This is a genomic window from Mesorhizobium huakuii (assembly GCF_030160235.1).
GTDB classification, from domain to species: domain Bacteria; phylum Pseudomonadota; class Alphaproteobacteria; order Rhizobiales; family Rhizobiaceae; genus Mesorhizobium; species Mesorhizobium huakuii.
Genome location: NZ_BSNY01000018.1, coordinates 68,571 through 90,464, shown reverse-complemented (window position 1 = coordinate 90,464; position 21,894 = coordinate 68,571). Strand labels below are relative to the sequence as shown.

22 protein-coding genes are annotated in these 21,894 nt (G+C 63.1%); 9 read left to right on the top strand and 13 right to left on the bottom strand.

Annotated elements, in window-relative coordinates:
• Positions 1-95: 95 nt before the first annotated feature.
• The gene (locus tag QQK95_RS09065) at positions 96-938 is read right to left on the bottom strand and encodes an ABC transporter substrate-binding protein (protein WP_284271163.1); all 843 of its coding nucleotides are present in this window, start codon (positions 936-938) and stop codon (positions 96-98) included.
• A gap of 227 nt (positions 939-1,165) precedes the next feature.
• On the opposite strand from QQK95_RS09065, the gene QQK95_RS09060 reads away from it, so the two are divergent.
• Positions 1,166-2,254: a LacI family DNA-binding transcriptional regulator gene (locus QQK95_RS09060; RefSeq protein ID WP_284271474.1), complete on the top strand. Its 1,089-nt coding sequence runs from the start codon at positions 1,166-1,168 to the stop codon at positions 2,252-2,254.
• Between the two features lie 7 nt (positions 2,255-2,261).
• Here the strand turns inward: QQK95_RS09060 and QQK95_RS09055 are convergent, their stop codons facing one another.
• Positions 2,262-2,870: a TetR/AcrR family transcriptional regulator gene (locus QQK95_RS09055; protein ID WP_284271161.1), complete on the bottom strand. Its 609-nt coding sequence runs from the start codon at positions 2,868-2,870 to the stop codon at positions 2,262-2,264.
• Between the two features lie 94 nt (positions 2,871-2,964).
• On the opposite strand from QQK95_RS09055, the gene QQK95_RS09050 reads away from it, so the two are divergent.
• Entirely contained in the window at positions 2,965-3,747 is a 783-nt protein-coding gene (locus tag QQK95_RS09050; protein ID WP_284271159.1) for an NIPSNAP family protein, read from the top strand.
• On the opposite strand, the gene QQK95_RS09045 is transcribed toward QQK95_RS09050, so the two are convergent.
• Positions 3,744-4,580 carry an alpha/beta fold hydrolase gene (locus QQK95_RS09045; RefSeq protein WP_284271157.1) on the bottom strand — a complete coding sequence of 279 codons (837 nt, stop codon included), beginning with the start codon at positions 4,578-4,580 and terminating at the stop codon, positions 3,744-3,746. The two genes, QQK95_RS09050 and QQK95_RS09045, sit on opposite strands and share 4 nt — an antisense overlap.
• Positions 4,577-5,515, bottom strand: coding sequence for a choline ABC transporter substrate-binding protein (gene choX, locus QQK95_RS09040; RefSeq protein ID WP_284271155.1), 939 nt, complete (start codon positions 5,513-5,515; stop codon positions 4,577-4,579). Before choX ends, QQK95_RS09045 begins: the two co-directional genes overlap by 4 nt.
• 121 nt (positions 5,516-5,636) lie before the next feature.
• Here choX and betI point away from each other — a divergent pair, with 121 nt between their 5' ends.
• The 5 genes from betI to QQK95_RS09015 all read left to right on the top strand — a co-directional run bounded on the left by betI (position 5,637) and on the right by QQK95_RS09015 (position 9,143).
• Positions 5,637-6,239 carry a choline-binding transcriptional repressor BetI gene (gene betI, locus QQK95_RS09035; RefSeq protein WP_284271152.1) on the top strand — a complete coding sequence of 201 codons (603 nt, stop codon included), beginning with the start codon at positions 5,637-5,639 and terminating at the stop codon, positions 6,237-6,239.
• A 137-nt stretch (positions 6,240-6,376) separates the two neighbouring features.
• A complete protein-coding gene (locus QQK95_RS09030; protein ID WP_284271151.1) occupies positions 6,377-6,511 on the top strand; it encodes a hypothetical protein in 135 nt (44 codons plus the stop codon).
• A 56-nt stretch (positions 6,512-6,567) separates the two neighbouring features.
• A complete protein-coding gene (gene fumC, locus QQK95_RS09025) occupies positions 6,568-7,965 on the top strand; it encodes a class II fumarate hydratase (protein WP_284271149.1) in 1,398 nt (465 codons plus the stop codon).
• Between the two features lie 177 nt (positions 7,966-8,142).
• Positions 8,143-8,565: a DoxX family protein gene (locus tag QQK95_RS09020; RefSeq protein ID WP_284271147.1), complete on the top strand. Its 423-nt coding sequence runs from the start codon at positions 8,143-8,145 to the stop codon at positions 8,563-8,565.
• Between the two features lie 155 nt (positions 8,566-8,720).
• Positions 8,721-9,143, top strand: coding sequence for a DoxX family protein (locus tag QQK95_RS09015; RefSeq protein WP_284271145.1), 423 nt, complete (start codon positions 8,721-8,723; stop codon positions 9,141-9,143).
• Between the two features lie 21 nt (positions 9,144-9,164).
• Here QQK95_RS09015 and ppx read toward each other — a convergent pair whose 3' ends face one another.
• Positions 9,165-10,700: an exopolyphosphatase gene (ppx, locus tag QQK95_RS09010; RefSeq protein WP_284271143.1), complete on the bottom strand. Its 1,536-nt coding sequence runs from the start codon at positions 10,698-10,700 to the stop codon at positions 9,165-9,167.
• Positions 10,700-12,901 (bottom strand): RNA degradosome polyphosphate kinase, encoded by a 2,202-nt coding sequence (locus QQK95_RS09005; protein ID WP_284271141.1) that lies wholly within the window; start codon positions 12,899-12,901, stop codon positions 10,700-10,702. The genes ppx and QQK95_RS09005 overlap by 1 nt, the downstream gene beginning before the upstream one ends.
• Before the next feature lie 228 nt (positions 12,902-13,129).
• On the opposite strand from QQK95_RS09005, the gene QQK95_RS09000 reads away from it, so the two are divergent.
• Both QQK95_RS09000 and QQK95_RS08995 read left to right on the top strand, forming a co-directional pair.
• Positions 13,130-13,375, top strand: a complete 246-nt coding sequence (locus QQK95_RS09000; protein ID WP_015318409.1) for a zinc-finger domain-containing protein — start codon at positions 13,130-13,132, stop codon at positions 13,373-13,375.
• Positions 13,376-13,394: 19 nt separating this feature from the next.
• Entirely contained in the window at positions 13,395-14,630 is a 1,236-nt protein-coding gene (locus QQK95_RS08995; protein WP_284271135.1) for an FAD-dependent monooxygenase, read from the top strand.
• A 39-nt stretch (positions 14,631-14,669) separates the two neighbouring features.
• Here the strand turns inward: QQK95_RS08995 and QQK95_RS08990 are convergent, their stop codons facing one another.
• The 7 genes from QQK95_RS08990 to QQK95_RS08960 all read right to left on the bottom strand — a co-directional run bounded on the left by QQK95_RS08990 (position 14,670) and on the right by QQK95_RS08960 (position 21,583).
• Positions 14,670-15,335 carry a TIGR02117 family protein gene (locus QQK95_RS08990; RefSeq protein WP_284271132.1) on the bottom strand — a complete coding sequence of 222 codons (666 nt, stop codon included), beginning with the start codon at positions 15,333-15,335 and terminating at the stop codon, positions 14,670-14,672.
• A 93-nt stretch (positions 15,336-15,428) separates the two neighbouring features.
• Positions 15,429-16,178, bottom strand: coding sequence for an amino acid ABC transporter ATP-binding protein (locus QQK95_RS08985; RefSeq protein WP_031240865.1), 750 nt, complete (start codon positions 16,176-16,178; stop codon positions 15,429-15,431).
• A gap of 76 nt (positions 16,179-16,254) precedes the next feature.
• Positions 16,255-17,412 (bottom strand): amino acid ABC transporter permease, encoded by a 1,158-nt coding sequence (locus QQK95_RS08980; protein ID WP_284271129.1) that lies wholly within the window; start codon positions 17,410-17,412, stop codon positions 16,255-16,257.
• Positions 17,413-17,416: 4 nt separating this feature from the next.
• Positions 17,417-18,604 carry an amino acid ABC transporter permease gene (locus QQK95_RS08975; RefSeq protein ID WP_284271127.1) on the bottom strand — a complete coding sequence of 396 codons (1,188 nt, stop codon included), beginning with the start codon at positions 18,602-18,604 and terminating at the stop codon, positions 17,417-17,419.
• 62 nt (positions 18,605-18,666) lie between these two features.
• The gene (locus QQK95_RS08970) at positions 18,667-19,695 is read right to left on the bottom strand and encodes an amino acid ABC transporter substrate-binding protein (RefSeq protein ID WP_284271125.1); all 1,029 of its coding nucleotides are present in this window, start codon (positions 19,693-19,695) and stop codon (positions 18,667-18,669) included.
• Between the two features lie 382 nt (positions 19,696-20,077).
• Entirely contained in the window at positions 20,078-20,938 is an 861-nt protein-coding gene (locus tag QQK95_RS08965; RefSeq protein WP_284271123.1) for a DUF2182 domain-containing protein, read from the bottom strand.
• A gap of 9 nt (positions 20,939-20,947) precedes the next feature.
• Positions 20,948-21,583: a DUF1326 domain-containing protein gene (locus tag QQK95_RS08960; RefSeq protein WP_284271121.1), complete on the bottom strand. Its 636-nt coding sequence runs from the start codon at positions 21,581-21,583 to the stop codon at positions 20,948-20,950.
• Positions 21,584-21,894: the final 311 nt, after the last annotated feature.

The window sequence follows — 21,894 nt, the reverse complement described above, 5'->3', positions numbered from 1 at the left end:
CGCCCGCCTTTCGGTTGCGCTGTCCGCATCGTCCGCCATCAAGCACGGCGGCGTAAGGTCCGGCCGCCGGCTTTTGTGCCGGCGGCCGGGTGCGGTTACTTCTTCGGGAGATATTGGTCAGGCATCGGCGAACCGGGGAACCACTTCTCGTAGAGCGTCTTCCAGGTTCCGTCCTGCATGGCCGCATGAAGGGCGGTGTTCAAGGCACCACGGAACTTGTCATTGCCCTTGCGCACCACGAAGCCGGCCGGGGCATCGAAGGACGGGATGTTGATTGCGATCTTGAGGCCGGGATAACGCTCGCCATACTGCTTGGCGGCCTCATAATCGAGGAAATGCGCGTCGACGGTTCCGTTGTTGAGTGCTGAGACAGCGGAGTTGTTGTCGGGGAATTTGACAAGGTCGGTTCCGACAAAGTTCTTCGCCGCGTAGATTTCCTGAAGCGTCCCCTGCACGACGCCGAGGCGCTTGCCCTTGAGCCCGTCGGCCGACGTGATCGCTTTGTCCGAGGTAAGCACAGAGAGATAGCCCGCAAGATACCCGTCGGAAAAATCGACGGTCTTCTTGCGCGCTTCCGTCGTGCCGATCGCCGCGACCGCGACGTCGAAGCGTCCGTTCGCAACCGAAGGCATCAGCGCCGAGAATTCCTGACCGGTGAAGATCACCTGGTCCGGCTTGAATCCAAGGCGGCTGGCGACGTTGCGGAACAATTCGATGTCGAAGCCGGTGAACGTGCCATCCGCCTGGGTGAAAGCGTAGGGTTTGGCATCGCCCATCGTCCCAACGGAAATGACTTTCGCATCAATAAGACCATAGGGATTGTCATCCGCGGCGACGGCTCCCGAAGCCAGCCCGGCGCCGATGCCCATGGCCAAAAGAGCCACCACACCGATCCGGATCGGTGACATCAACGACTTGAGAATTCCTGTCCTGCTCATGTGTCTTCTCTCCACTCTGAAGGTCTGTTCTTGTTGGTATTTATGTCGAGCCCGCGCTTTACATCGCCCGCCACCGCGACCGCTGCATGTGCAGGACGTCCCGTTACGCCTACGGGCTCGCTATTTTCTTCAAAGAGACCGGTCTCTTATTGATTGAGACCGGTCTCTTTGATAATCGTTATCGCCAGATTGACCTTCCGTCAACAACTCTTGTAGTCGTTCATCCGATGAAAAGAACCGCGCCCAAGACCCCGTCGATAACGGTCAGCGATGTCGCCCGGGCGGCAAACGTATCGAAAGCGACAGCCGCGCGCGTCCTCGGCGGATACGGCGTCGTCAGCGATACGATCCGCGCGGACGTCATGGCCGCGGCCAAGGCGCTGGACTACCGTCCGAACGAGTTGGCTCGCAGCATGACGACCGGACGGTCCGGCATCATCGGGGTTGTTGTCGGCGACATCGAGAACCCGTTCTTCAGCCTTGCGGTGCGCGGCATCAGCGATGCGGCAAGGGCAGCCGGGTTCAACGTCATTCTGGCCAATTCCGGGGAGAGAATCGACGTTGAGAAGGCGGCCGTGCGGCTGTTGATCGGCAAGCGCGTCGATGGGCTGATCGTCACGCCATCGGAATCGCGTGACATCTCGCACCTGCGCGACATCCATCGTTCAGGCCGGCCGCTTGCCCTGCTTGACAGGGCGCTGCCCGATCTGGACGTCGATACAGTCACGGTCGACGATCGCGGCATCGCCATGCGGGCGACCCGCATTCTTGTGGATGCCGGACACCGCAACATCGCCTATGTGACCGCGGTCGACGCCGAAGGGCATGAGTACCGCGATCTCGGACAGATCTACACCTCGTCGGTTCGCGAGCGCATCGACGGGTTCCTCACAGTGTGCCGGGAAGCCGGGATCGATCGGCCAGAACGCTATGTCCGGCTTGGTGCAACAAGCCCCGCCGAAACGCGCAGGGTGGCCGACGCGGTGCTGTCCGGGCCAGATCGGCCGACGGCAATCCTTGCATCCGACAGCGTCATAGCGCTGGAGATATTCAAGGTGATCCGCCAACGCGGCTTGCGGGTTCCCGAGGACATTTCGCTGATCACCTTCCATGATGCGGACTGGACGAGCGTGACAACGCCACCCATTACCGTCATCGACCAGCCCGTCTACGCGCTCGGCAAGAGTGTCGCGGAATTGCTCATCCGGCGGTTGAAGGGAGATCCGCGCCCTGCGGAAAGGCTCATTCTGCCAACATCGATCTTCGAGCGCGGGTCGGTTGGCCCGCCCTCGAACGCCATCGTCAAGCGCGCGTAGCTGCGGCTCAGGCTTGGCCGAGTGCCGCCAGACAGTCACGCAATGGGCCTGCGTCCTGCGCCGTCTTGGCCATCGACATGGCGCCGGAATAGCTGGCGACGGCAAGTGCCGCGAAATGCTGGGGGTCGGTGCCTTGCTCCCTGCCCTCCTGCTGGTCGGCCGCGATCTTGTCGGCGATCGCCTGGCGCCATGCCGCAAAGATGCCGGCAAGGGCCGCGCGGAAATCCGGATCGGCGAGCGACAGTTCATGCGCCAGATTGTTGAGCGGGCAGCCACGCACGAAACCCTGCTGCTCGAGCTCCGCCGCAACGGCCTCGAACACGGCCCGCACCCCTTCGCGCGCCGAAACCGCCGCCGCCACCGGCGCGATCCATGTCGCCTCGACCGCCGCCGCCACGCGCTCTTCGATCACCGCCAGGGCCAGCGCCTTCTTGGTCGGGAAGTGATGGTGCAACGCACCGCCGCTGACCCCTGCCGCCGTCATGAGATCGCCGAAGCTCGTCGCGTGATAGCCGCGCGCCTGAAACGCGGCCTCGGCGACATCGAGCACTTTCCGGCGCATGCCCTCGGGGTCGTTGATGCGGGTTCGTGGCCTTGGGCCTGGTCGAATGGTCATCTCTGCTGACATTGCACGACAATAGCAAGTTGACAAAACAGGACAACCGGTTTGTTTATAAACAGGATGATCACCCTGTTTTTGGAGACCGCCGATGAACCTGCCCCTGAACGCCGCTCCGCCGGCCGAGGTGCTAGCCTCACCCGTCGTCGAGCTGAGGCAGTACACATTGAACCCCGGGCAGCGCGAGACGCTGATTGCGCTCTTCGACGGGGAATTCATCGAGAGCCAGGAGGCGACAGGAATGACCATTATCGGCCAGTTCCGCGATCTCGACCGTCCGGACATGTTCGTCTGGCTGCGCGGCTTCGACGGCATGGACGTCCGTAAGAAGGCGCTGGCCGCTTTCTACGACGGCCCGATTTGGGCGGCGCACCGCGACGCGGCCAATGCGACGATGATCGATTCGGACGATGTGCTACTGCTGAAGCCTGCATGGCTGGGCGCCGGCTTTGACCTGTCAGGCTTTCAGCGGCCGGCTTCTGCTGAACACGAAAACTCCAGCAATGAGAACCATTTGGGCGGTATTGTTGTCATCCGGATTCATCATCTGCGATCGGGAGCAGAGACCGAATTCGCCAGTCGCTTCGCGGCGGAGGCGGCGCCAGTGATGAAGGCGCACAGCGTGCGCCTGCTCGCCGCCTTTGTCACGGAACATGCCGAAAACAGTTTTGCGCGGCTGCCGGTGCGGGCCGGCGAAAACGTCTTCCTTTCCATCGCCCGGTTCGACGGCACCGAGGCGCATGCAAGCCAGGAAGCTGCCCTCGCCGCCGCGCCGGCATGGCAGGCCTTCTGGCAAACCGCTCATCTTGATCTGGCCAAACCAACGGAGACCTTGCGGCTGTCGCCCACGTCGCGATCGCTGGTCGGCCGCTAGGCTCCGAATACCTCGATGATGGCCCGCGCGACAAAGGCTGGGTCCTCCCAATGCGGATTGTGGCCGCACGCTTCGGCGCGCACGAGGCGTGCCTGCGCAAGGCAACGCGACAGCGCCTGCTGGTGCGCCTCGTCGAACAGCGGGTCGCACGCGCCGGCGATGATCAGCGTTGGAGCCCGCACGGCTTGCGCCGCACTGGTCAGGTCGGTCCGGCGGATCTCCTCCAGAATGGCGCGCCAGCGCGCCGCGGGCATTGCGGACGCGTCTTTCGCCAGGCCGGCGAGAAACGGCTGGGGCACGCCGGGCCGGCAGTCATGCCACCAGTCATAGAACGGGTCGGCCGGCGATATCGGGTCGCGCAAAGTCTGCACACCGGCGAACAGCGGATGATCCGATGCGAAATCGGGCTTCAACGTGCCGGCCATCACCACCAGTCCGGCGATGAGCTCGTTGTGCCGCGCAGCCAAAGCGATGGCCACCATGGCGCCCAGCGAATGGCCGACCACAACGGGCCGATCGAGGTGCAAATGCCGGATCAGGCCCGCAATGTCATCGGCGAAGTCGGCGATGCGAAAACCCTTGCCCGCCGGCGAGGCGCCATGGCCGCGCAGCTCGGGCATGATCAGCCGGCGGCCGGCCAGATGCGGCGCCAGGAGCGAAAAGCTGCGGCTGGTGTCGGTGAAGCCGTGCATCAGAACCAGCGCCGGTTCCACCCCTGATATCTCGATATAGGCGGTATCGAGACTGCCGGAATTGATGAATTGCTTGCGGCCGGCCCAGGCGTCCTGCTCCGCCCAGACATCCGTGGCCGCTTCCAGCGCGACCGACGTCACAGGCCGAGCTTCTCCTTGACCGCCGCAAGGCCGGGCTTGCCGTCGAAGGTGGTGACGCCGGCAAGCCAGGCGTCGAGGCGGCCCTTGTTCGCCGTGATCGCCTTCAGCGCCCCTTCCTCCGGCTTCATGCCGTCATTGATGAGATAGCCCATGCCGACATTCTCGAAATCGATGTCGAAAGCGAGATTCCTGAGGAACTGCGCGACATTGGGGCATTGCTGCAGATAGCCCTTGCGCACCTGCGTCGTCACCGTCGCGGCGCCGAAATTCGGGCCGAAGAACTTGTCGCCGCCGGTCAGGTATTTGAAATCATACATGGTGTTCATCGGATGCGGGGCCCAGCCCTGGAAGACGATGAACTGCTTTTCCTTGATCTCATAGCCGACCTCGGAAAGCATGCCGGCCTCGCTCGACTCGACCACGTGCCAGCCGTCGAGACCGAGCGACGGGTCGGCGATGGCGTCCATCATCAACTGGTTCGAGCCGGGCTCGATGCCGTACATTTTCTTGCCGAACTTGTCTGCGAACTTGTGCAGGTCGGCAAAATCCTTGACGCCGGCGTCCCAGACATAGGTCGGAACGGCGAAGGTGTATTTGGCGCCTTCGAGATTGACGCGCACATTCTCGACCGAGCCATCCTTCTTGTAGGGCTCGTAATAGGTGACCATGGCCGGGTCCCAATAGCCAAGGAACAGGTCCAGGTCGTTGTTCTTCATGCCTTCGTAGATGACGTTGATGCCGAGCACCGAGCTTTGCGGCTGGTAGCCGAGCGCACCGAGCAAGACATTGGCGACGCCGGTGGTGAAGGCGAGATCGTTCCAGCCCGGTTCGGCCATGCGCACCGCCCTGCACTGCTCGGCCTCGGCCGCCTGAGCCGCGCGAGCGCCCAACATCAGGGCTGCAAGACAGACGCCATTTGCAAGCATGCGGACCATTTCAATTCTCCTCGTCATCACTGATTTTGACCAATCGGTCTTTTTATTGTCCCATCGGTCAATTGTTGATCTGGGCGGGCGAAAATGTCAACATGGATTCGCAATTGCCTGGATCGAAGCTGTGAAACTCAAGCGTCTCAGTGACATACGCCGCAAGGAGTTGCGGCAGGCCGCCTTCGCGGTGCTGGAGCGCGAAGGCATTGCGGGTGCTACCCTGGAAAAGGTGGCCGCCCATGCCGGCGCCTCCAAGGGCATCGTGCTGCACTATTTCCGCAACAAGCAGGAATTGTTCGAGCATGCCATGCGCGAGGCCAACGCCGTGCTGCGCGACGCCGTCGTCGCCCGGCTTCGCCAGGCGCGCTCGCCGATGGAGCGGCTCGACGCGGTGATCGACGGCAATTTCGAGGAGCATCTGTTCCTGCCGCCGCTTTGCCATGCATGGCTTTCGCTCTGCGCCGAGGTGCCGCGCGACGAGAAGCTGGCACGGATCCAGAAGGTCCTGCACGCGCGGATGCGCTCGAACCTGTTGTCCGGCCTGCGCGGCCTTGCCTCGCCCGGCGAGACCGGCGACATCGCGCTTGGCGTCACCGCGCTGATCGACGGGCTTTGGCTGCGGCTCGGCCTGGAGCCGGGCAGCGTCTCGCGCGAACAGGCGATCCGCCAGGTCAAGGATTTCGTTGCCGCGCGCCTGGCGATGCGCCAGCCTGCGACCGTCGGCGCGTAAACCTGCACCGGCAACCCAGCCGGCCGCGCCAACGTCGGCAACTCGCGAACTTCATATCGTGGGATAGGCCAGCTGGTTGACCCGGACCGCGATTATGCGGTGCTCTGGCATTGGCCATGGCGATTTCGGAGCGCCCGATGAGACTTCAGGACAAGCGCACGCTGGTGACCGGCGGCTCGGATGGTATCGGCCTGGCGATCGCCGAGGCGGAGAAGGACGAAGCGCCGATCTTCAACCGATTTGCATCCTCAACGTCCGCAATCTCCGCTTGAAGCCATTTGTGCAACGCGATACGCCCTTGCCCAAATCGACAGACCGGAGACTTGCCGTGAGCACGCCAAAGACCAGAACCGAAACCGATACGTTCGGCCCTATCGAGGTTGCCGCCGACCGTTATTGGGGCGCGCAGGCGCAGCGTTCCCTGGGCAATTTCAAGATCGGTTGGGAAAAGCAACCGGCGTCGATCGTGCGGGCGCTGGGCATCGTCAAGCGGGCGGCGGCGGAAGCCAATATGGAGCTGAAGCGGCTCGATCCGGCGATCGGCAAGGCGATCATCGCGGCCGCGCAAGAGGTCATCGACGGCAAGCTCAACGACCATTTCCCGCTGGTGGTCTGGCAAACCGGCTCGGGCACGCAGTCCAACATGAACGCCAATGAGGTGATCTCCAACCGGGCAATCGAGATGCTTGGCGGCGTCATGGGCTCGAAGAAGCCGGTGCACCCAAACGACCACGTCAATATGAGCCAGTCGTCGAACGACACCTATCCGACGGCAATGCATATCGCCTGCGCCGAGCGCATCGTGCACGATTTGCTGCCGGCGCTGAAGCACCTGCACAAGGCACTGGACGCCAAGGCCCGGGCCTTCAATCACATCATCAAGATCGGCCGCACCCACACGCAGGATGCCACGCCGCTGACGCTGGGCCAGGAATTCTCCGGCTATGCCGCGCAGGTCGCCTCCTCGATCAAGCGCATCGAAATGACGCTGCCCGGCCTGCAGGAACTGGCGCAGGGCGGCACCGCCGTCGGCACCGGCCTCAACGCGCCAGTTGGTTTTGCTGAAAAGGTGGCGGATCGCATCGCCGCCATCACCGGCATCGCCTTCGTCACCGCGCCGAACAAGTTCGAGGCGCTCGCGGCGCACGATTCCATGGTGTTCTCGCATGGCGCGATCAACGCCGCGGCTGCAGCACTCTTCAAGATCGCCAACGACATCCGCTTCCTCGGCTCGGGCCCTCGCTCGGGCCTCGGCGAATTGTCGCTGCCGGAAAACGAACCCGGCTCGTCGATCATGCCGGGCAAGGTCAACCCGACGCAGTGCGAGGCGATGACGCAGGTCTGCGTCCAGGTGTTCGGCAACAATGCGGCGCTGACCTTCGCCGGTAGCCAGGGCCATTTCGAGCTCAATGTCTACAACCCGCTGATGGCCTACAACTTCCTGCAGTCGGTGCAGTTGCTCGCCGACGCTTCGGTCTCCTTCACCGACAATTGCGTCGTCGGCATCGAGGCCCGTGAGGACAACATCAAGGCGGCGCTCGACCGCTCGCTGATGCTGGTGACGGCACTAGCGCCCACCATCGGCTACGACAACGCCGCCAAGATCGCCAAGACCGCGCACAAGAACGGCACGACGCTGCGCGAGGAAGCGCTGGCCACCGGGCTGGTCAGCGAGGCCGATTATGACCGGCTGGTACGTCCGGAGGACATGACGCATCCGGGGTAAGGTGTTTCTCGGCGGGAGAATTTACTCCCGCCTCACGATCACCCGACACGAATTTCGCGCTCTTCCGCCGTTCACGGAAATGAATGGCCTGTGAACAATGTGTCGCCGGATAGGCGGCTTTGGTGAACAGTTGGCATCGTCTATCTCAGGGTCATTCAACCCATTCGGAGAGACACCATGTCCATCAACACTTCAGCCGCAGGCGCCGGCACCGCGTCCAACAGCTCTGTCACCATCCTGCTTGGCCGCATCCTGCTCGCGGTCATTTTCCTGCTTTCCGGCTTCGGCAAGCTCACCGCCATTTCCGGCACCGCTGCCTACTTTGGCGGACTCGGCCTGCCCGCTCCGACCGCAACGGCTGTGATCGTCGGCCTGATTGAGCTGCTCGGCGGCCTCGCCATCCTCGTCGGTTTCCAGACCCGTGTCGCCGCCTGGGTGCTCGCCATCTTCACCGTCGCCACCGGGCTGGTCGCTCATACTGGCTGGGCCGACCAGATGCAGATGATCCAGTTCCTCAAGAACCTCGCCATCACCGGCGGCTTCCTGCTGCTGGCTTCATCGGGCGCCGGCGCCTATTCGATCGACGCCAAGCGCGGCTGAACCTCCCTCCCAAGCCTGACAAAAGCGGCGCGGAATTTTCCGCGCCGCTTTTTCGTTGTCTGGAATAGCCGGTCCGGTTTCGGCCGAGGCCTCGCAGGCGTAGACTGCACGGCAGCCGGCTCGAGCCCAAAAGGGCGCCGGCAAGGGAGGTGGCCATGACCCGCGATGCATTGCTTCTGGTTTCGCGACTGCTGTTTGCCGTGCTGTTCGTACCGTCCGGTTTCCAGGCGCTCGCCAACATTGCCGGCACGTCAGATTATTTCGCCGGCCTCGGCCTGCCGCTGCCGGTGCTCGCCGCCTGGGGCACGGGCCTGTTCGAGCTGATCGCCGGCTTGCTGATCCTCATCGGCTTCCAGACCACGATCGTGGCGCTGCTCTTGGCTGCCTTCTGTATCGTCGCCGGCTTCATCGGCCATCACGGCCAGGGCGGCGACGATGCGACGCTCGCCTTCCTGCACCAGCAGATGCTGATGAAGGACATCGCCATATCAGGCGGTTTCCTCGCGCTGGCCATGGCAGGCGCCGGCGCCTGGTCGGCCGACGGACGCGGTTTCGGCATCGGCGCGGACGTAACCTGAACTTCAGTCTGCTAGAACGCCCTACTTGACCGACACGCTCGGCCCGCCCTCCACGGCCAGCACCAGGCGCCGGTTGGTGATCCGCGCCAGTTGCGCCAGGCGGCCGGCCGGCCGCTCTCCATAGAGATCGGAGAGCGACGCCGGCAACACCAGCGCCAGCACGCCGTTGGCGCGCTGCTCCCATTTCAGCCTGGGCATGATGCCGGGCATCGAGGCCGTCAGCAGGTAGACCACCCGCATCATCGCCGCCAACACGCGAGCCCGCTCGAGATAGCGCGGCGTCGCCAGCGCCTTGATTTCGGGTGCGATGGATTCGTTGAAGATGCCGTCGTGACGATAGGCGTTGGCCAAAGCCAGGAAGGCACGGCCGGGATGGTCGACGCCGAAGAAGGAGGCATGCGCAATGATGTTGAGCGACTGCCTGCCGCGATATTCCGGATGCGCCCGCCAGCCGATGTCGGCCAGCAATGCGGCGGCGTGGCGGTAGCGCGCCTCGTCCTCGGTCTCGTCTATGCCGAAGGCGGCGAAGGATTTGGCCGTCCAGTCGACTAGTTCATGCGCGTGGGTGACCGAGCGCGAGCGCAGCCGGGCGAGTTCCTCGGACGCCGAGATCAACGGATCGGCTTTCTGCTCGGCCTCGTCGAGCAGCGAATAGAGGAAGCCTTCGCGCACGCCGAGCGCCGAGACGATGATCTTCGACGGCTGCATCGCCGCCATGATCTCCTGCAGCACGATGGCCCCATAGGGCAGCAGCGAGCGGCGGTTCTTCGAGACGCCTTCGATTCCCTTGACCTTCTCGATCTCGGCCTTGGCCACCTGCTTGAGAAAGTTCGTCGCGCTGTCGGCCGACATCTCGTAATGGTGCATGACGCCAAGCGGGTAGTTGGTCATCTCCATGTGGAGCCGGGCGAGGTTTCGCCAAGTGCCGCCTACGGCATAGAAAGGCCGGCCCTGCCCGCCTTTCAGCAGCTTGGCCCGCGCCAGTTCGTCGCGCGCGATCTTCTGTGCCTGGGCGAGCGAGTTCTTCGCCATGTCCTGCAGGCGCAGGCCACCGAGCGGCAGTGTTATGCCGTCACCGATCGCCTCGCCGTTGACGTCGACCAATTCGAGACTGCCGCCGCCCAGATCGCCGGCGATGCCATTGGCCGGGTGGAAGCCGGAAATCACGCCAAGCGCCGAATAATAGGCTTCCTGGCGCCCGCTGATCACGCGGATCTCGGTCTTGAGGACCTCTTCGGCGCGATGGATGAAGTCGGGACCGTTGATCGCCTCACGAGCGGCGGCGGTGGCCAGGACATACATATGCTCGGCACCGGCCTGATCGGACAGCGCGCGAAAGCGGCGGAACTCTTCCATCGAGCGGGTCACCGCCTCGGGGTCGAGCTTTCCGGTCGAAACGATGCCGCGGCCAAGGCCGGCGAGCATCTTTTCGTTGAACAGCATGGTCGGCGAGCGCGCCAGCCCTTCATAGACGACGAGGCGGATCGAATTCGACCCGATGTCGATGATGGACAGCGGTCGGCGGTCCTGCAGCCGGCCCTGGGAATCAGACAACATCAGGTGGACGCTGCAGCGTTCTTCTTGCGGCGCTTGAACTGCGCAATGCGCTTGGGCGCATGCGACTTCAGCGCGTCACCCCGTCCCGACAGGCTCGGATTGGTCATGAAATATTCCTGCGCGTTGAACGGTTCCTCGCCCTCTTCCAGCACCACGCGCCGGGAGGTTCCATCAGCCAATACGTCGAAACTTTGCTGATTGTCCATGATGTTGCCCAGCATGATCTGGCCCAAAACCTGTTCATGCACAGTTGGATTGGTGATCGGCACCATGGTCTCGACGCGGCGGTCGAGATTGCGCGGCATCAGATCGGCGGAGGAGATGTAGACGATAGCCTCGTCCGACGGCAGGCCATGGCCGTTGCCGAAACAATAGATGCGGCTGTGTTCGAGGAAGCGGCCGACGATCGACTTGACCCTGATGTTCTCCGACAGGCCCGGCACCTGCGGCCGCAGGCAGCATATGCCGCGCACGACGAGATCGATTTCCACCCCCGCGCGGCTGGCGTCGTAAAGCGCGTCGATGATGATCGGATCGACAAGCGCGTTCATCTTCATCCAGATGCGCGCCGGCTTTCCTTCCAGCGCATGGGCGACTTCGTCGGAAATGTGCTGCAGGATGCGGTTCCGCAGCGTGAACGGCGAGATCGCCAGCCGCATTTCGGCGGTCGGCTCGGCATAGCCGGTGATGAAATTGAACAGCTGGGCGACGTCGCGGGCGATCGTCGGATCGGTGGTGAAGAAGGACAGGTCGGTGTAGATACGCGCGGTGACCGGATGGTAGTTGCCGGTGCCCAGATGCACGTAGTTGCGCAGCTTGCCATCCTCGCGCCGCACAACCAGCGACATTTTCGCGTGGGTCTTCAATTCGAGGAAGCCGAACACGACCTGCACGCCGGCGCGCTCGAGGTCGCGCGCCCAGCGGATGTTGGCCTCCTCGTCGAAGCGCGCCTTGAGCTCGACAAGAGCGGTCACCGACTTGCCGGCTTCGGCCGCGTCGACCAGCGCGCGCACGATGGGGCTGTCGTTGGAGGTGCGGTAGAGCGTCTGCTTGATCGCCACCACTTCGGGGTCAGCCATCGCCTGGCGCAGGAACTGCACGACGACGTCGAAGGATTCGTAGGGATGGTGGACGACGATGTCCTTCTCGCGGATGGCGGCAAAGCAGTCGCCGCCATGCTCGCGGATGCGTTCGGGAAAGCGCGGGTTGTAGGGCGTGAACTTCAGGTCGTCGCGCGGAACGGAGACGATCTCGGAGATCTGGCTGAGCGCCAGCGGACCGGTCAAGACGCTGATGCGGCTCGACGAGACGCCAAGCTCGCCCGCGACGAACTCGCGCAATTCGCCAGGCATCAGCCGGTCGAACTCGATACGGATCACCGACCCGCGGCGGCGGCGCTTCAGCGCCGTCTCGAACAGGCGCACAAGGTCCTCGGACTCCTCCTCGACCTCGATATCGCTGTCGCGGATGATACGGAATGTGCCGGAACCCTTGACCTCATAGCCTGGAAACAGCTTGCCGATATAGAGACCGACCGCCTCCTCCAGCGGGATGAAGCGGACATGGTGCTTGCGATCGGGAAGCCGGATGAAGCGCTTCAGCGCCACCGGCAGGCGCAGGAGCGCGCTCATCTCCTCGCCATTCTTGCGGTGGCGCAGTTGCAAAGCCATCGAGAAGCCGAGATTGGGGATGAACGGGAACGGATGCGCCGGGTCGATCGACAGCGGGGTGAGCACCGGGAACACCTGGTCCTGGAAATGGTCTTCCAGCCAGACCTTCTCGTCCTTGGTCAACGCATCGCGCGTTATGCTCTCGATACCTTCCTTGTTGAGCAGCACGGTGAGCGCCGAAAGGCTCTTCTGCTGGTCTTCCTGCAGCCGCTCGACCTCGCGCAGCAACTGTTCGAGTTGCTGTTCGGGGGTGCGGCCGTCGGGGCTCTTGAGCGTGATGCCTTCGCGCACCTGGCCGGCGAGGCCGGCGACGCGCACCATGAAGAATTCGTCGAGATTGGCGGCCGAGATCGACAGGAAGCGGACACGCTCCAGCAGCGGATGGTGGGTGTTCAGCGATTCCTCGAGCACGCGGCGATTGAACTGCAGCCAGGAAAACTCACGGTTGACGAAGCGATCCGGGTTACCGCCCTCTGAACTGGCCACCTCGACGTTGACGAATTCGCTCTGCACCGGCTTCAGTTCGTTCATTGTCCCTGCCCACAACCGTTCCCTTGGAGCGCCACCAGATGGCGATGAACGCTCTAACATGCCTTTGTGAAGCGTGATCGGTCGCGGAATCGCTTGGCATCCGCGGTCACACGCTTAACCGGCTCAACTTATCCTCTGACAGGCTTTTGCGACAGTTTCATTTCATCGATCTTGCAAAGAGACCTGTTATGATCCAGATGCATGCGAGACTGCGTTAAGGAGACGACGATGGCAGGCGGTTCCATTCCCCATTTCCAGAACGATGCCGGCCATCCGGCGATCGACATCGGGGTCAAGGAATTCATGTGCACGGGCGCCAATCCGCCTTTCGACCACCCGCATGTGTTTCTCGACATGGGCGACGACAATGAGAAAGTCTGCCCCTACTGCTCGACGCTCTATCGCTACTCGCCGAAGCTGAAGGCGACCGAAACGCTGCCGGCAGGCTGCCTCTACATCGACCAGGCCGCCTGATTCTTTCCCGACGGACCTGATGGACGACAAGCGCTCACGGCAGATCGTCATCGCCGGAGCGGGCGTGGCCGGGCTGACCGCGGCACTTGCTTTTGCCGGACGCGGCTACCCTGTGCAGGTATTCGAACAAGCGGCGCGCCTGGGAGCCGTAGGCGCCGGCCTCCAGCTTTCTCCCAACGCGACACGCATCCTGCGTCGCCTCGGCGTGCTCGATGGGCTGCTGCCGGCGGCGGTGCGGCCGGAGGCCGTGGTGCTCAGGGATGCGAGGACGTTGCGCGAATTGGCGCATGTGGCGTTGGGGCAGTCGGGTGAAGACCGCTGGGGCGCTCCCTATCTCGTCGCCCATCGGGCCGACCTGCAGAGCGCGCTGATGGCACGTGTGGCAGAGATGCCCGATGTCCATCTCACCCTAGGGGCGCGCGTCCAAACAATTGCGACCGGCAGCCATGGTGTCTCGGCGAACGTCGAGATCGGCGGCAAGACGGCAGAGGAACGGGGCTCCTTGCTGGTCGGCGCCGATGGGGTCTGGTCGTCGGTGCGCGGGCTTGTCGATGCAAAGAGGATGGCATCGCCGAGAAGCCGTTTTTCGGGAGAGCTGGCCTGGCGCACCACCGTCGCGGCCGACAGCAGCGCCGGGCGAGCCTTCGCCGCGATCGGCGCGGCCGATTGCGTCACGACTTTCCTGCATCCGGGTTTCCACATGGTCGCCTATCCCGTCAGCAAGGGCGACGCCTTCAATCTCGTCGCCTTCACCAAAGGCGAGCGCATCGCCGAGGGCTGGTCCGGCCATGCCGACCCCGGCATCCTGGCCACCGCCATGCGCGGCACCGCGCCAGGACTCGTGAAGCTTGTGGAACAGGCCGGCCCGTGGCTGACCTGGCCGCTGCATACCGTCGAACAGAAGCAGCCCTGGACAATGCCGGCCGGCATCGCGCTGATCGGCGATGCCGCGCATGCGATGACGCCGTTCGCGGCGCAAGGGGCGGCAATGGCGATCGAGGACGCAGCGACGCTTGCGAGCGTCATTGCCGACTTGCGAGCCGATCCGGCAAGTCTTCGAACCTGGGAGAATCTTCGACGGCCCCGCGTTGCGAAAGTGGCTCGTCGCGGCGCCATTAACCGCTTGGCTTGGCATGCCGCGGGGCCGGTGGCGGTTGCTCGCAACCTATTCCTGAAAATTCGCTCCCCGGACAGCCTCGCCACGGACCTCGACTGGCTCTATGGCTGGGAGCCGCAGAAAATCATCCGGCGCTGAAACCCAGACCCGGCTCGGCGGTTCGCCTGTGTAACGAAGCTAATTGTACAGCCGCATCGACCACCCCAGCGACACGGGCAGCGGGTTCCACCAGCCGGTGCGCAGGCCGCCGGCACGCAACGCCGCCGCCGTCCAGGTGTTGCAGCCGACCAGTGCGTTGAAATGGCCGTTGGCCTCGTAGAAGCGGTCGAATCTGGAATAGGCGGCATTCTCGATGACGATCGGGCCGCCAGGCCCCTGCTGAAAACTGGCCTCGATGAAATCGAGCAGTGCCGCGAACTGATCATCGCCAATGTCGAAACCGGCGACATCGGGATGCGGTTCGACGATAGCGCCGGCGATATCGACATGCATGACCGAGGTGTCGAGAGTCAGCGCCTTCATCACCGGAATGGCCTTGAGCTCGGCCCAGGTCGGTGTTTCCAGATAGAAGGCGCGGCCGCCCCAGCCGAAGATGATGTAGCGCACTTCGGGCGCATCGGAAGGCAGTCCGGCGTCTGCCAGGAAGTGGAAGCGCTTGCGCACGGCATCATCCACCGGAATGGCGATATCGGTATGGATCGGGTTCTTCAGAACCAAAATGCGCCGCGTGCCCTCGCTCGCCGACGCCGCCGGCCAGAGCGGGCGTGGCACCAGCGTGCCGAGGGTCGCCGCAAGCACGATCGCGGCCAGCACCATGGAGAGGAAGCGCAGGACTTTTCTCATCGATGACGCCTCGCCGCCAATCGCATCAGCAGATCCATAAGCAAAGAGCCCGGCCGCATTGCGGCCGGGCTCTTGCGCTCGGTGTGGAACCGCTCAGTGCAGGATCTGGCTGAGGAACAGTTTCGTGCGCTCGTGGCGCGGGTGGTCGAAGAACTCGGCCGGCGTGTTCTGCTCGACGATCTGGCCCTGATCCATGAAGATCACGCGGTTGGCGACCTTGCGGGCAAAACCCATTTCGTGCGTGACGCACAGCATGGTCATGCCTTCCTCAGCCAGGCCAACCATGGTCTCCAGGACTTCCTTGATCATTTCCGGGTCGAGCGCCGAGGTCGGCTCATCGAACAGCATGATGCGTGGGTTCATGCACAGCGAGCGCGCGATCGCCACGCGCTGCTGCTGGCCGCCGGAGAGCTGGCCAGGATATTTGTTGGCCTGCTCCGGGATTTTCACGCGCTTGAGGAAATGCATGGCGATCTCTTCCGCCTGTTTCTTCGGTGTCTTGCGCACCCAGATCGGTGCCAGCGTGCAGTTCTCCAGGATGGTCAGGTGCGGGAACAGGTTGAAGTGCTGGAACACCATGCCGACCTCGCGGCGCACCTCATCGATCTTCTTCAGATCGTTGGTGAGTTCCTTGCCGTCGACGATGATCTTGCCCTTCTGGTGCTCTTCCAGCCGGTTGATGCAGCGGATCATCGTCGATTTGCCGGAACCCGACGGGCCGCAGATGACGATGCGCTCGCCGCGCATCACCTTCAGGTTGATGTCCTTCAGCACATGGAACTCGCCGTACCATTTGTGCATGGCGATGATGTCGATGGCGACATCGGTGGTCGAGATGTGCATCTTGGCGGCGTTGACCTTGATCTCTTCGGCGCTGACGGCGTTTTCGGTGGCCATGATGGGTTCCCCTTATCTTTTGTTAGCGTTTGTGGCCGGTGTCGAGCCGGCGTTCCGTGTACATTGAATAGCGCGACATGCCGAAGCAGAACAGCCAGAAGACGAAGGCGGCGAACACCAGGCCGGACCTGGCCGTCTGCGGCGTTGCCCAATTGGCGTCCGAGAAGTTCTGCTTGACGACGCCAAGCAGGTCGAACATCGAGATGATGAGGACCAGGCTGGTGTCCTTGAACATGCCTATGAAGGTGTTGACGATGCCGGGAATGACCAGCTTCAGGGCCTGCGGCAGCACGATCAGCCCCATCTTCTGCCAGTAGCCGAGGCCGAGCGAATCGGCGCCTTCATATTGGCCCTTGGGGATCGCCTGCAGGCCGCCGCGCACGACTTCGGCCATATAGGCGGCGGCAAACAGCGACACGCCGATCAGCGCCCGCAGGAACTTGTCGAAAGTGACGCCCGCCGGCAGGAACAGCGGCAGCATGACGCTGACGAAGAACAGGACGGTGATCAGCGGGATGCCGCGCACCGTTTCGATGAAGACCACGCACAGGGTCTTGACGATCGGCATCTTCGAACGCCGGCCGAGCGCCAGCACGGTGCCCAACGGCAAAGACACGGCAATGCCGACGAAGGACAGGCTGAGCGTGACCAGCAGGCCGCCCCAGCGCGAGGTCTCGACATGCGGCAGGCCGAACACGCCGCCGATCAGCAGGAAGAACGAGACGATCGGCAGCATCAGGAAGAGCAGGATGGCGTTCAGACCCTTGCGCGGCACACGCGGGATCAGCATCGGCACCAGCAGCACCACGAACAGGATGGCAACCAGGATCGGCCGCCAGCGTTCCTCGATCGGATAGGTGCCGAACATGAACTGGCCGAACTTGGCGTTGACGAAGGCCCAGCAGGCGCCCGTCCAGCCATCCGGCTGAATGCCGCCTTGTGCGACGGTCGCGCACACCGTGCGGTCCGGCCCGGTCCACACGGCATTGATGAACGCCCAGTTGATCACCTGCGGCAGGATCCAGGCGACGATGGCGATGCCGAGAATCGTCATGATGGTGTCGCCGACCGTGCCGACCAGGTTCTTGCGCACCCAGGCCACCGGACCGCGCACGCTGGCCGGCGCAGCCTGCGCCAGGGCCATCTCGGTGCGCACCCAGGACATATCGTGTTCCTGCATGGCTCTACCTTTCCACCAGCGCCATTCTGGCGTTGACCACGTTCATGACGGCCGAGGTCACCAAGCTGAGTATGAGATAGGCGATCATCATGATCAGCACGCCTTCGACCGCCTGTCCGGTCTGGTTCAGAACCGTGCCGGCGGTTGCCGTCAGGTCCGGATAGCCGATGGCGATCGCCAGCGAGGAGTTCTTGGTCAGGTTGAGATACTGGCTGGTCAGCGGCGGGATGACGATGCGCATGGCCTGCGGCACGACAACCAGCCGCAAGATCGAACCGGACCGCAGCCCAAGCGCCGCCGCCGCCTCGGTCTGGCCCTTGCTGACGCCCCTGATGCCGGCGCGCACAATCTCGGCGATGAAGGCCGCCGTGTAGCAGGACAGCGCCAGATAGAGCGACAGGAACTCCGGCTTGACCTGAAAGCCGCCGGTCAGATTGAAGGTCGATTGCTTGGGAAGATCAAAGCTCAGCGGAAAGCCGCTCAGCACGTAGGCGAGCAATGGCAGGCCAACGATCAGCGCCACCGAGGTCCAGAGCACCGGAAATTGCTGGCCTGTCGCCATCTGCCGCTGGCGCGCCGTGCGGGCGACGAACCACGCCATGGCGATGCCGACAAGCAAAGCGACGAAGATCAGCCAGGAGCCCTCGCCCCAGACCGGGCGGGGAAAGTAGAAGCCACGCTGGTTGAGGAAGGAGCCGAAGGGCAGATGATAGCTGTCGCGCGGCGCCGGCAGCACGGCGAGCACGCCGGAATACCAGAAGAAGATGACCAGCAGCGGCGGGATGTTGCGGAAGACCTCGACATAGACCGTGCAGATCTTCTGGATCAGCCAGTTGTGCGACAGGCGGCCGATGCCGATGACGAAGCCGATGATCGTGGCGGTAATGATGCCGGCCACGGCGACGATGATGGTGTTGATCAGGCCGACGACGATAGCGCGACCATAGGTCGAGTCCGACGTATAGGCGATCGGCGTATCCGAAATGTCGAATCCGGCGCGTCCCTTGAGGAATCCGAAGCCAGAGGCAATGTGCAGGCGCTGCAGATTGTCGATGACGTTCTGCACGATCCACCAGACGGAGCCGAACAGGACGATGACGACCAGCGTCTGGAAGAAAAGACTGCGGACTTTCGGATCATTGATAAAGGAAGCCCTGCTGGACTCCTCGCGAAGAACTTCCTGCGATGCCATGTATCCGTCCCCTGAAAAGAGAAGCCGGAAGGCAGATATCTGCCTCCCGGATCACATTTCGGTCAGCGGATCGGCGGAGCGTATTGCAGGCCGCCCTTGGTCCACAGCGCATTGATGCCGCGCGCGATCTTGAGCGGGCTGCCCGAGCCGACATTGCGATCGAACATTTCGCCGTAGTTGCCGACGGCCTTGACGATGTTGACGACCCAGTCATTGGAAACGCCGAGATCGGTACCGATCTTGGTGTCGGCTTCCTGGCCGAGAACACGCTTGATCTCCGGGCTGGCCGAGTTCTTCATCTCATCGACATTGGCCTTGGTGATGCCGAGCTCCTCGGCGTCAAGCAGCGCGAAATAGGTCCACTTGACGATGTGGTACCACTGGTCGTCGCCCTGGCGCACAGCCGGTCCGAGCGGCTCCTTGGAGATGATCTCGGGCAGCACGACGTGATCCGCCGGCGAGCCCAGCGTCAGGCGGATGCCGTAAAGGCCCGACTGGTCGGTGGTGTAGACGTCGCAGCGGCCGGCGTCATAGGCGGCGTTGACCTCTTCGAGCTTCTCGAAGACGACCGGATTGTACTCCATCTTGTTCGCCTTGAAGTAGTCGGCGAGGTTGAGCTCGGTCGTGGTGCCGCTCTGCACGCAGACGGCCGCGCCCGAGAGCTGGAGCGCCGAATTGACGCCCGGCAGCTTCTTGGCGTTGATCATGAAGCCCTGGCCGTCATAGTAGGTGGTGCCGACGAAATTCAGGCCAAGCGCCGTGTCGCGATTGATGGTCCAGGTGGTGTTGCGCGACAGGATGTCGACCTCGCCGGACTGCAGCGCGGTGAAGCGCTCCTTGGCGCTGAGCGGCGTGAACTTGACCTTGGTGCCGTCACCGAAGACGGCGGCCGCGACAGCGCGGCAGAAATCCGCGTCGATGCCCTGCCAGTCGCCCTTGTCGTCCGGCGCCGAGAAGCCGGCCAGACCCGTCGAGACACCGCACTGGATGAAGCCCTTCGCCTTGACGGTGTCGAGCGTCGTCGCCGACGCGGCCGACGCCATAAACCCAAGCGTAGCGGCGCCAAGGATGCCGATAGCAGTATGTTTCATGACCCACAGACCCTTTTCTGTTTTCAGGCAAAACCTGATCTTTTTTCCCGTGTGAACGCAGCTCCCATTCCAGCCCATTCCCGGAATCCCGCATCGTAAGCGACGCGCCGCCTCCCATTCACGAACAGCATCGAAGGCGATAATTCCTGTGAGGTCAAGGGAAATGACCGAATCCCAACGTCTTTGAAAATCGATTGCCTGAAATGCCCGAATTGCAGACAAACGCGCCCGCAATTTAGTCACGGCGCGAATAAAGTCGGCAAAGCGCATTCAACGCAAATGCGGACCAGCGGCGAAGTCCATCCCTGGCACCAGCTTGGCGTCCCTGATCTCGATATCGGATGAATTGGCACGTCCGAACACTGTCATCGGACCTGCGCAGTCAAAACGCACGCGCCATCAACCACACTCCGGCTGCCACCATCAGCGCGCCGGAGATGCGCGATATCAACGGCCCGCTCGTGGCCGTCTTCTCCAGGAGAACGAGGATAGCGATACCGGCGATCCACAGGATGTTCATGACGCCGCCGACGAACAGCAGGGCCATCAGCGCCCAGCAGCAGCCCAGACAATAGAGGCCGTGATCGATACCCAGCCGAATCGCGCCGACCGGCGCGGAACGGAACCCGCCATGGCTCATCAGGAACCCGATCGGCCCCTGGCATTGGCGCAAGCAGACGCCCTTGATCGGCGTCCATTGATAGAGCCCGGCGCCGATCAGGACGAGGCCGCCGAGGATCGTGCTGTCGGTCGCCATCGAAGGATCGAGCAGTGCCAGGCGGACGAGCAGCCATTGCGCGCCGGTCGCGGCGATGCTGAAGACGATCCAGACGGCGAGATAGCCGGTGAAAAACCATCCGGTCGAAGCGATGGGGCGACCATCCGCCTGCGCCTTGCGGCCGATGCCGGCATAGAGCAGCAGCAGCGGCGCGACCGAAGGCGTCATCATGCCGACCATCATCACCGCCCACATGGTGAAAATGAAAACGAAATCGGCGGGTGCCCAGGCCCGGAAGCCGGGCGCCATGGCGGCGCCCACATCCATGCCAGCCATGTCCATGTTCGACATGTCCATTGCGGCCATATCGCCGCTCGCTCCGGCCGGCATCGTGGACGCGGGCATGGCCATGTGGACGGCGAGCCACAGCACATAGGCCCAGGCGAGCACCGCGATCACGACGAGCGCGGCCATCACCACCGTGCGGTCGCGCCGAAGCACCGCTTCCAGGGCCGTGTCGCTCATCGGATCAGCTCAATGGACGACGCCGCTCTGCGTGAGATGCAGATTGGCAAAATGGCTGTGTGTATCGGCCACCTCGAACTTGATCGGGCCTGTCGCCTTGGTCCAGCCGCGCCCGATCTCGGCCATTGCGTATTCGAAGCCGTGCGGCAGGTCGATGCGTGCCCGATGCTCCGCGCCGGTGACGGGATTCTTGATCGGCTCGCCGTGACCGTCGGCCACCCCCTCGACATGCAGCCGTCCGGTTCGCGCGTCGACGTCGACCTCGAATTCGATCGGGGCAAAGATCGGGTCATGGAATTTCTCCAGCGTGGTCGAGAAGACCTCGAATATTGTCGCGCCTGGTTCGGTGTCCTGTCCGCCCATTATGCGAAGCAGCGCTTCACGCTGGGCTTCGCTTGCCCTCTCGTCGACGACCACCGCTGCTTCGCCTCCGCCCTGATGGATGGCGCCAGGCCAGCGGAAAATCCCGACAAACCGCAATCCATCGAGTTTGGTGGCTCCGTGATGGCCGCTCTGGATTTCGATGCCGGCAACCGCCTGGCAGAAGCCGTGGGTGGGCATGGCGTTGAACTGGCATGGGCAGCCATAGGCGCAATTGCAGTTGACGAATTCGCGCGCCTTCATTGTCCATTTGACGTTGGCCATGGCATTCCTCCCCTTGCCGCGCTCTATGAGCGCGATACCCGGACGGGGGGATCAAGAGGTAACCGGCCAAAAACCATCCGGCAGCATCTGATCGAGGCAATCCGGTGATTAATATTAGGAATTGATTATATATGTTTCACAGCCGCCTACAATAGGTTGACCGGGGGCGGACCGGGCTCCGCCGACAATCACCGCCGCACTTTGGCCGGCCTGCTTCAGGACGTCGCCGCAATGCCGTTCAGACGGAGAATTGGCATATCCGAAGTCTATCCCTGGCGGATCGTGGGCTGTTGCACGGTCCATGGCGCCGC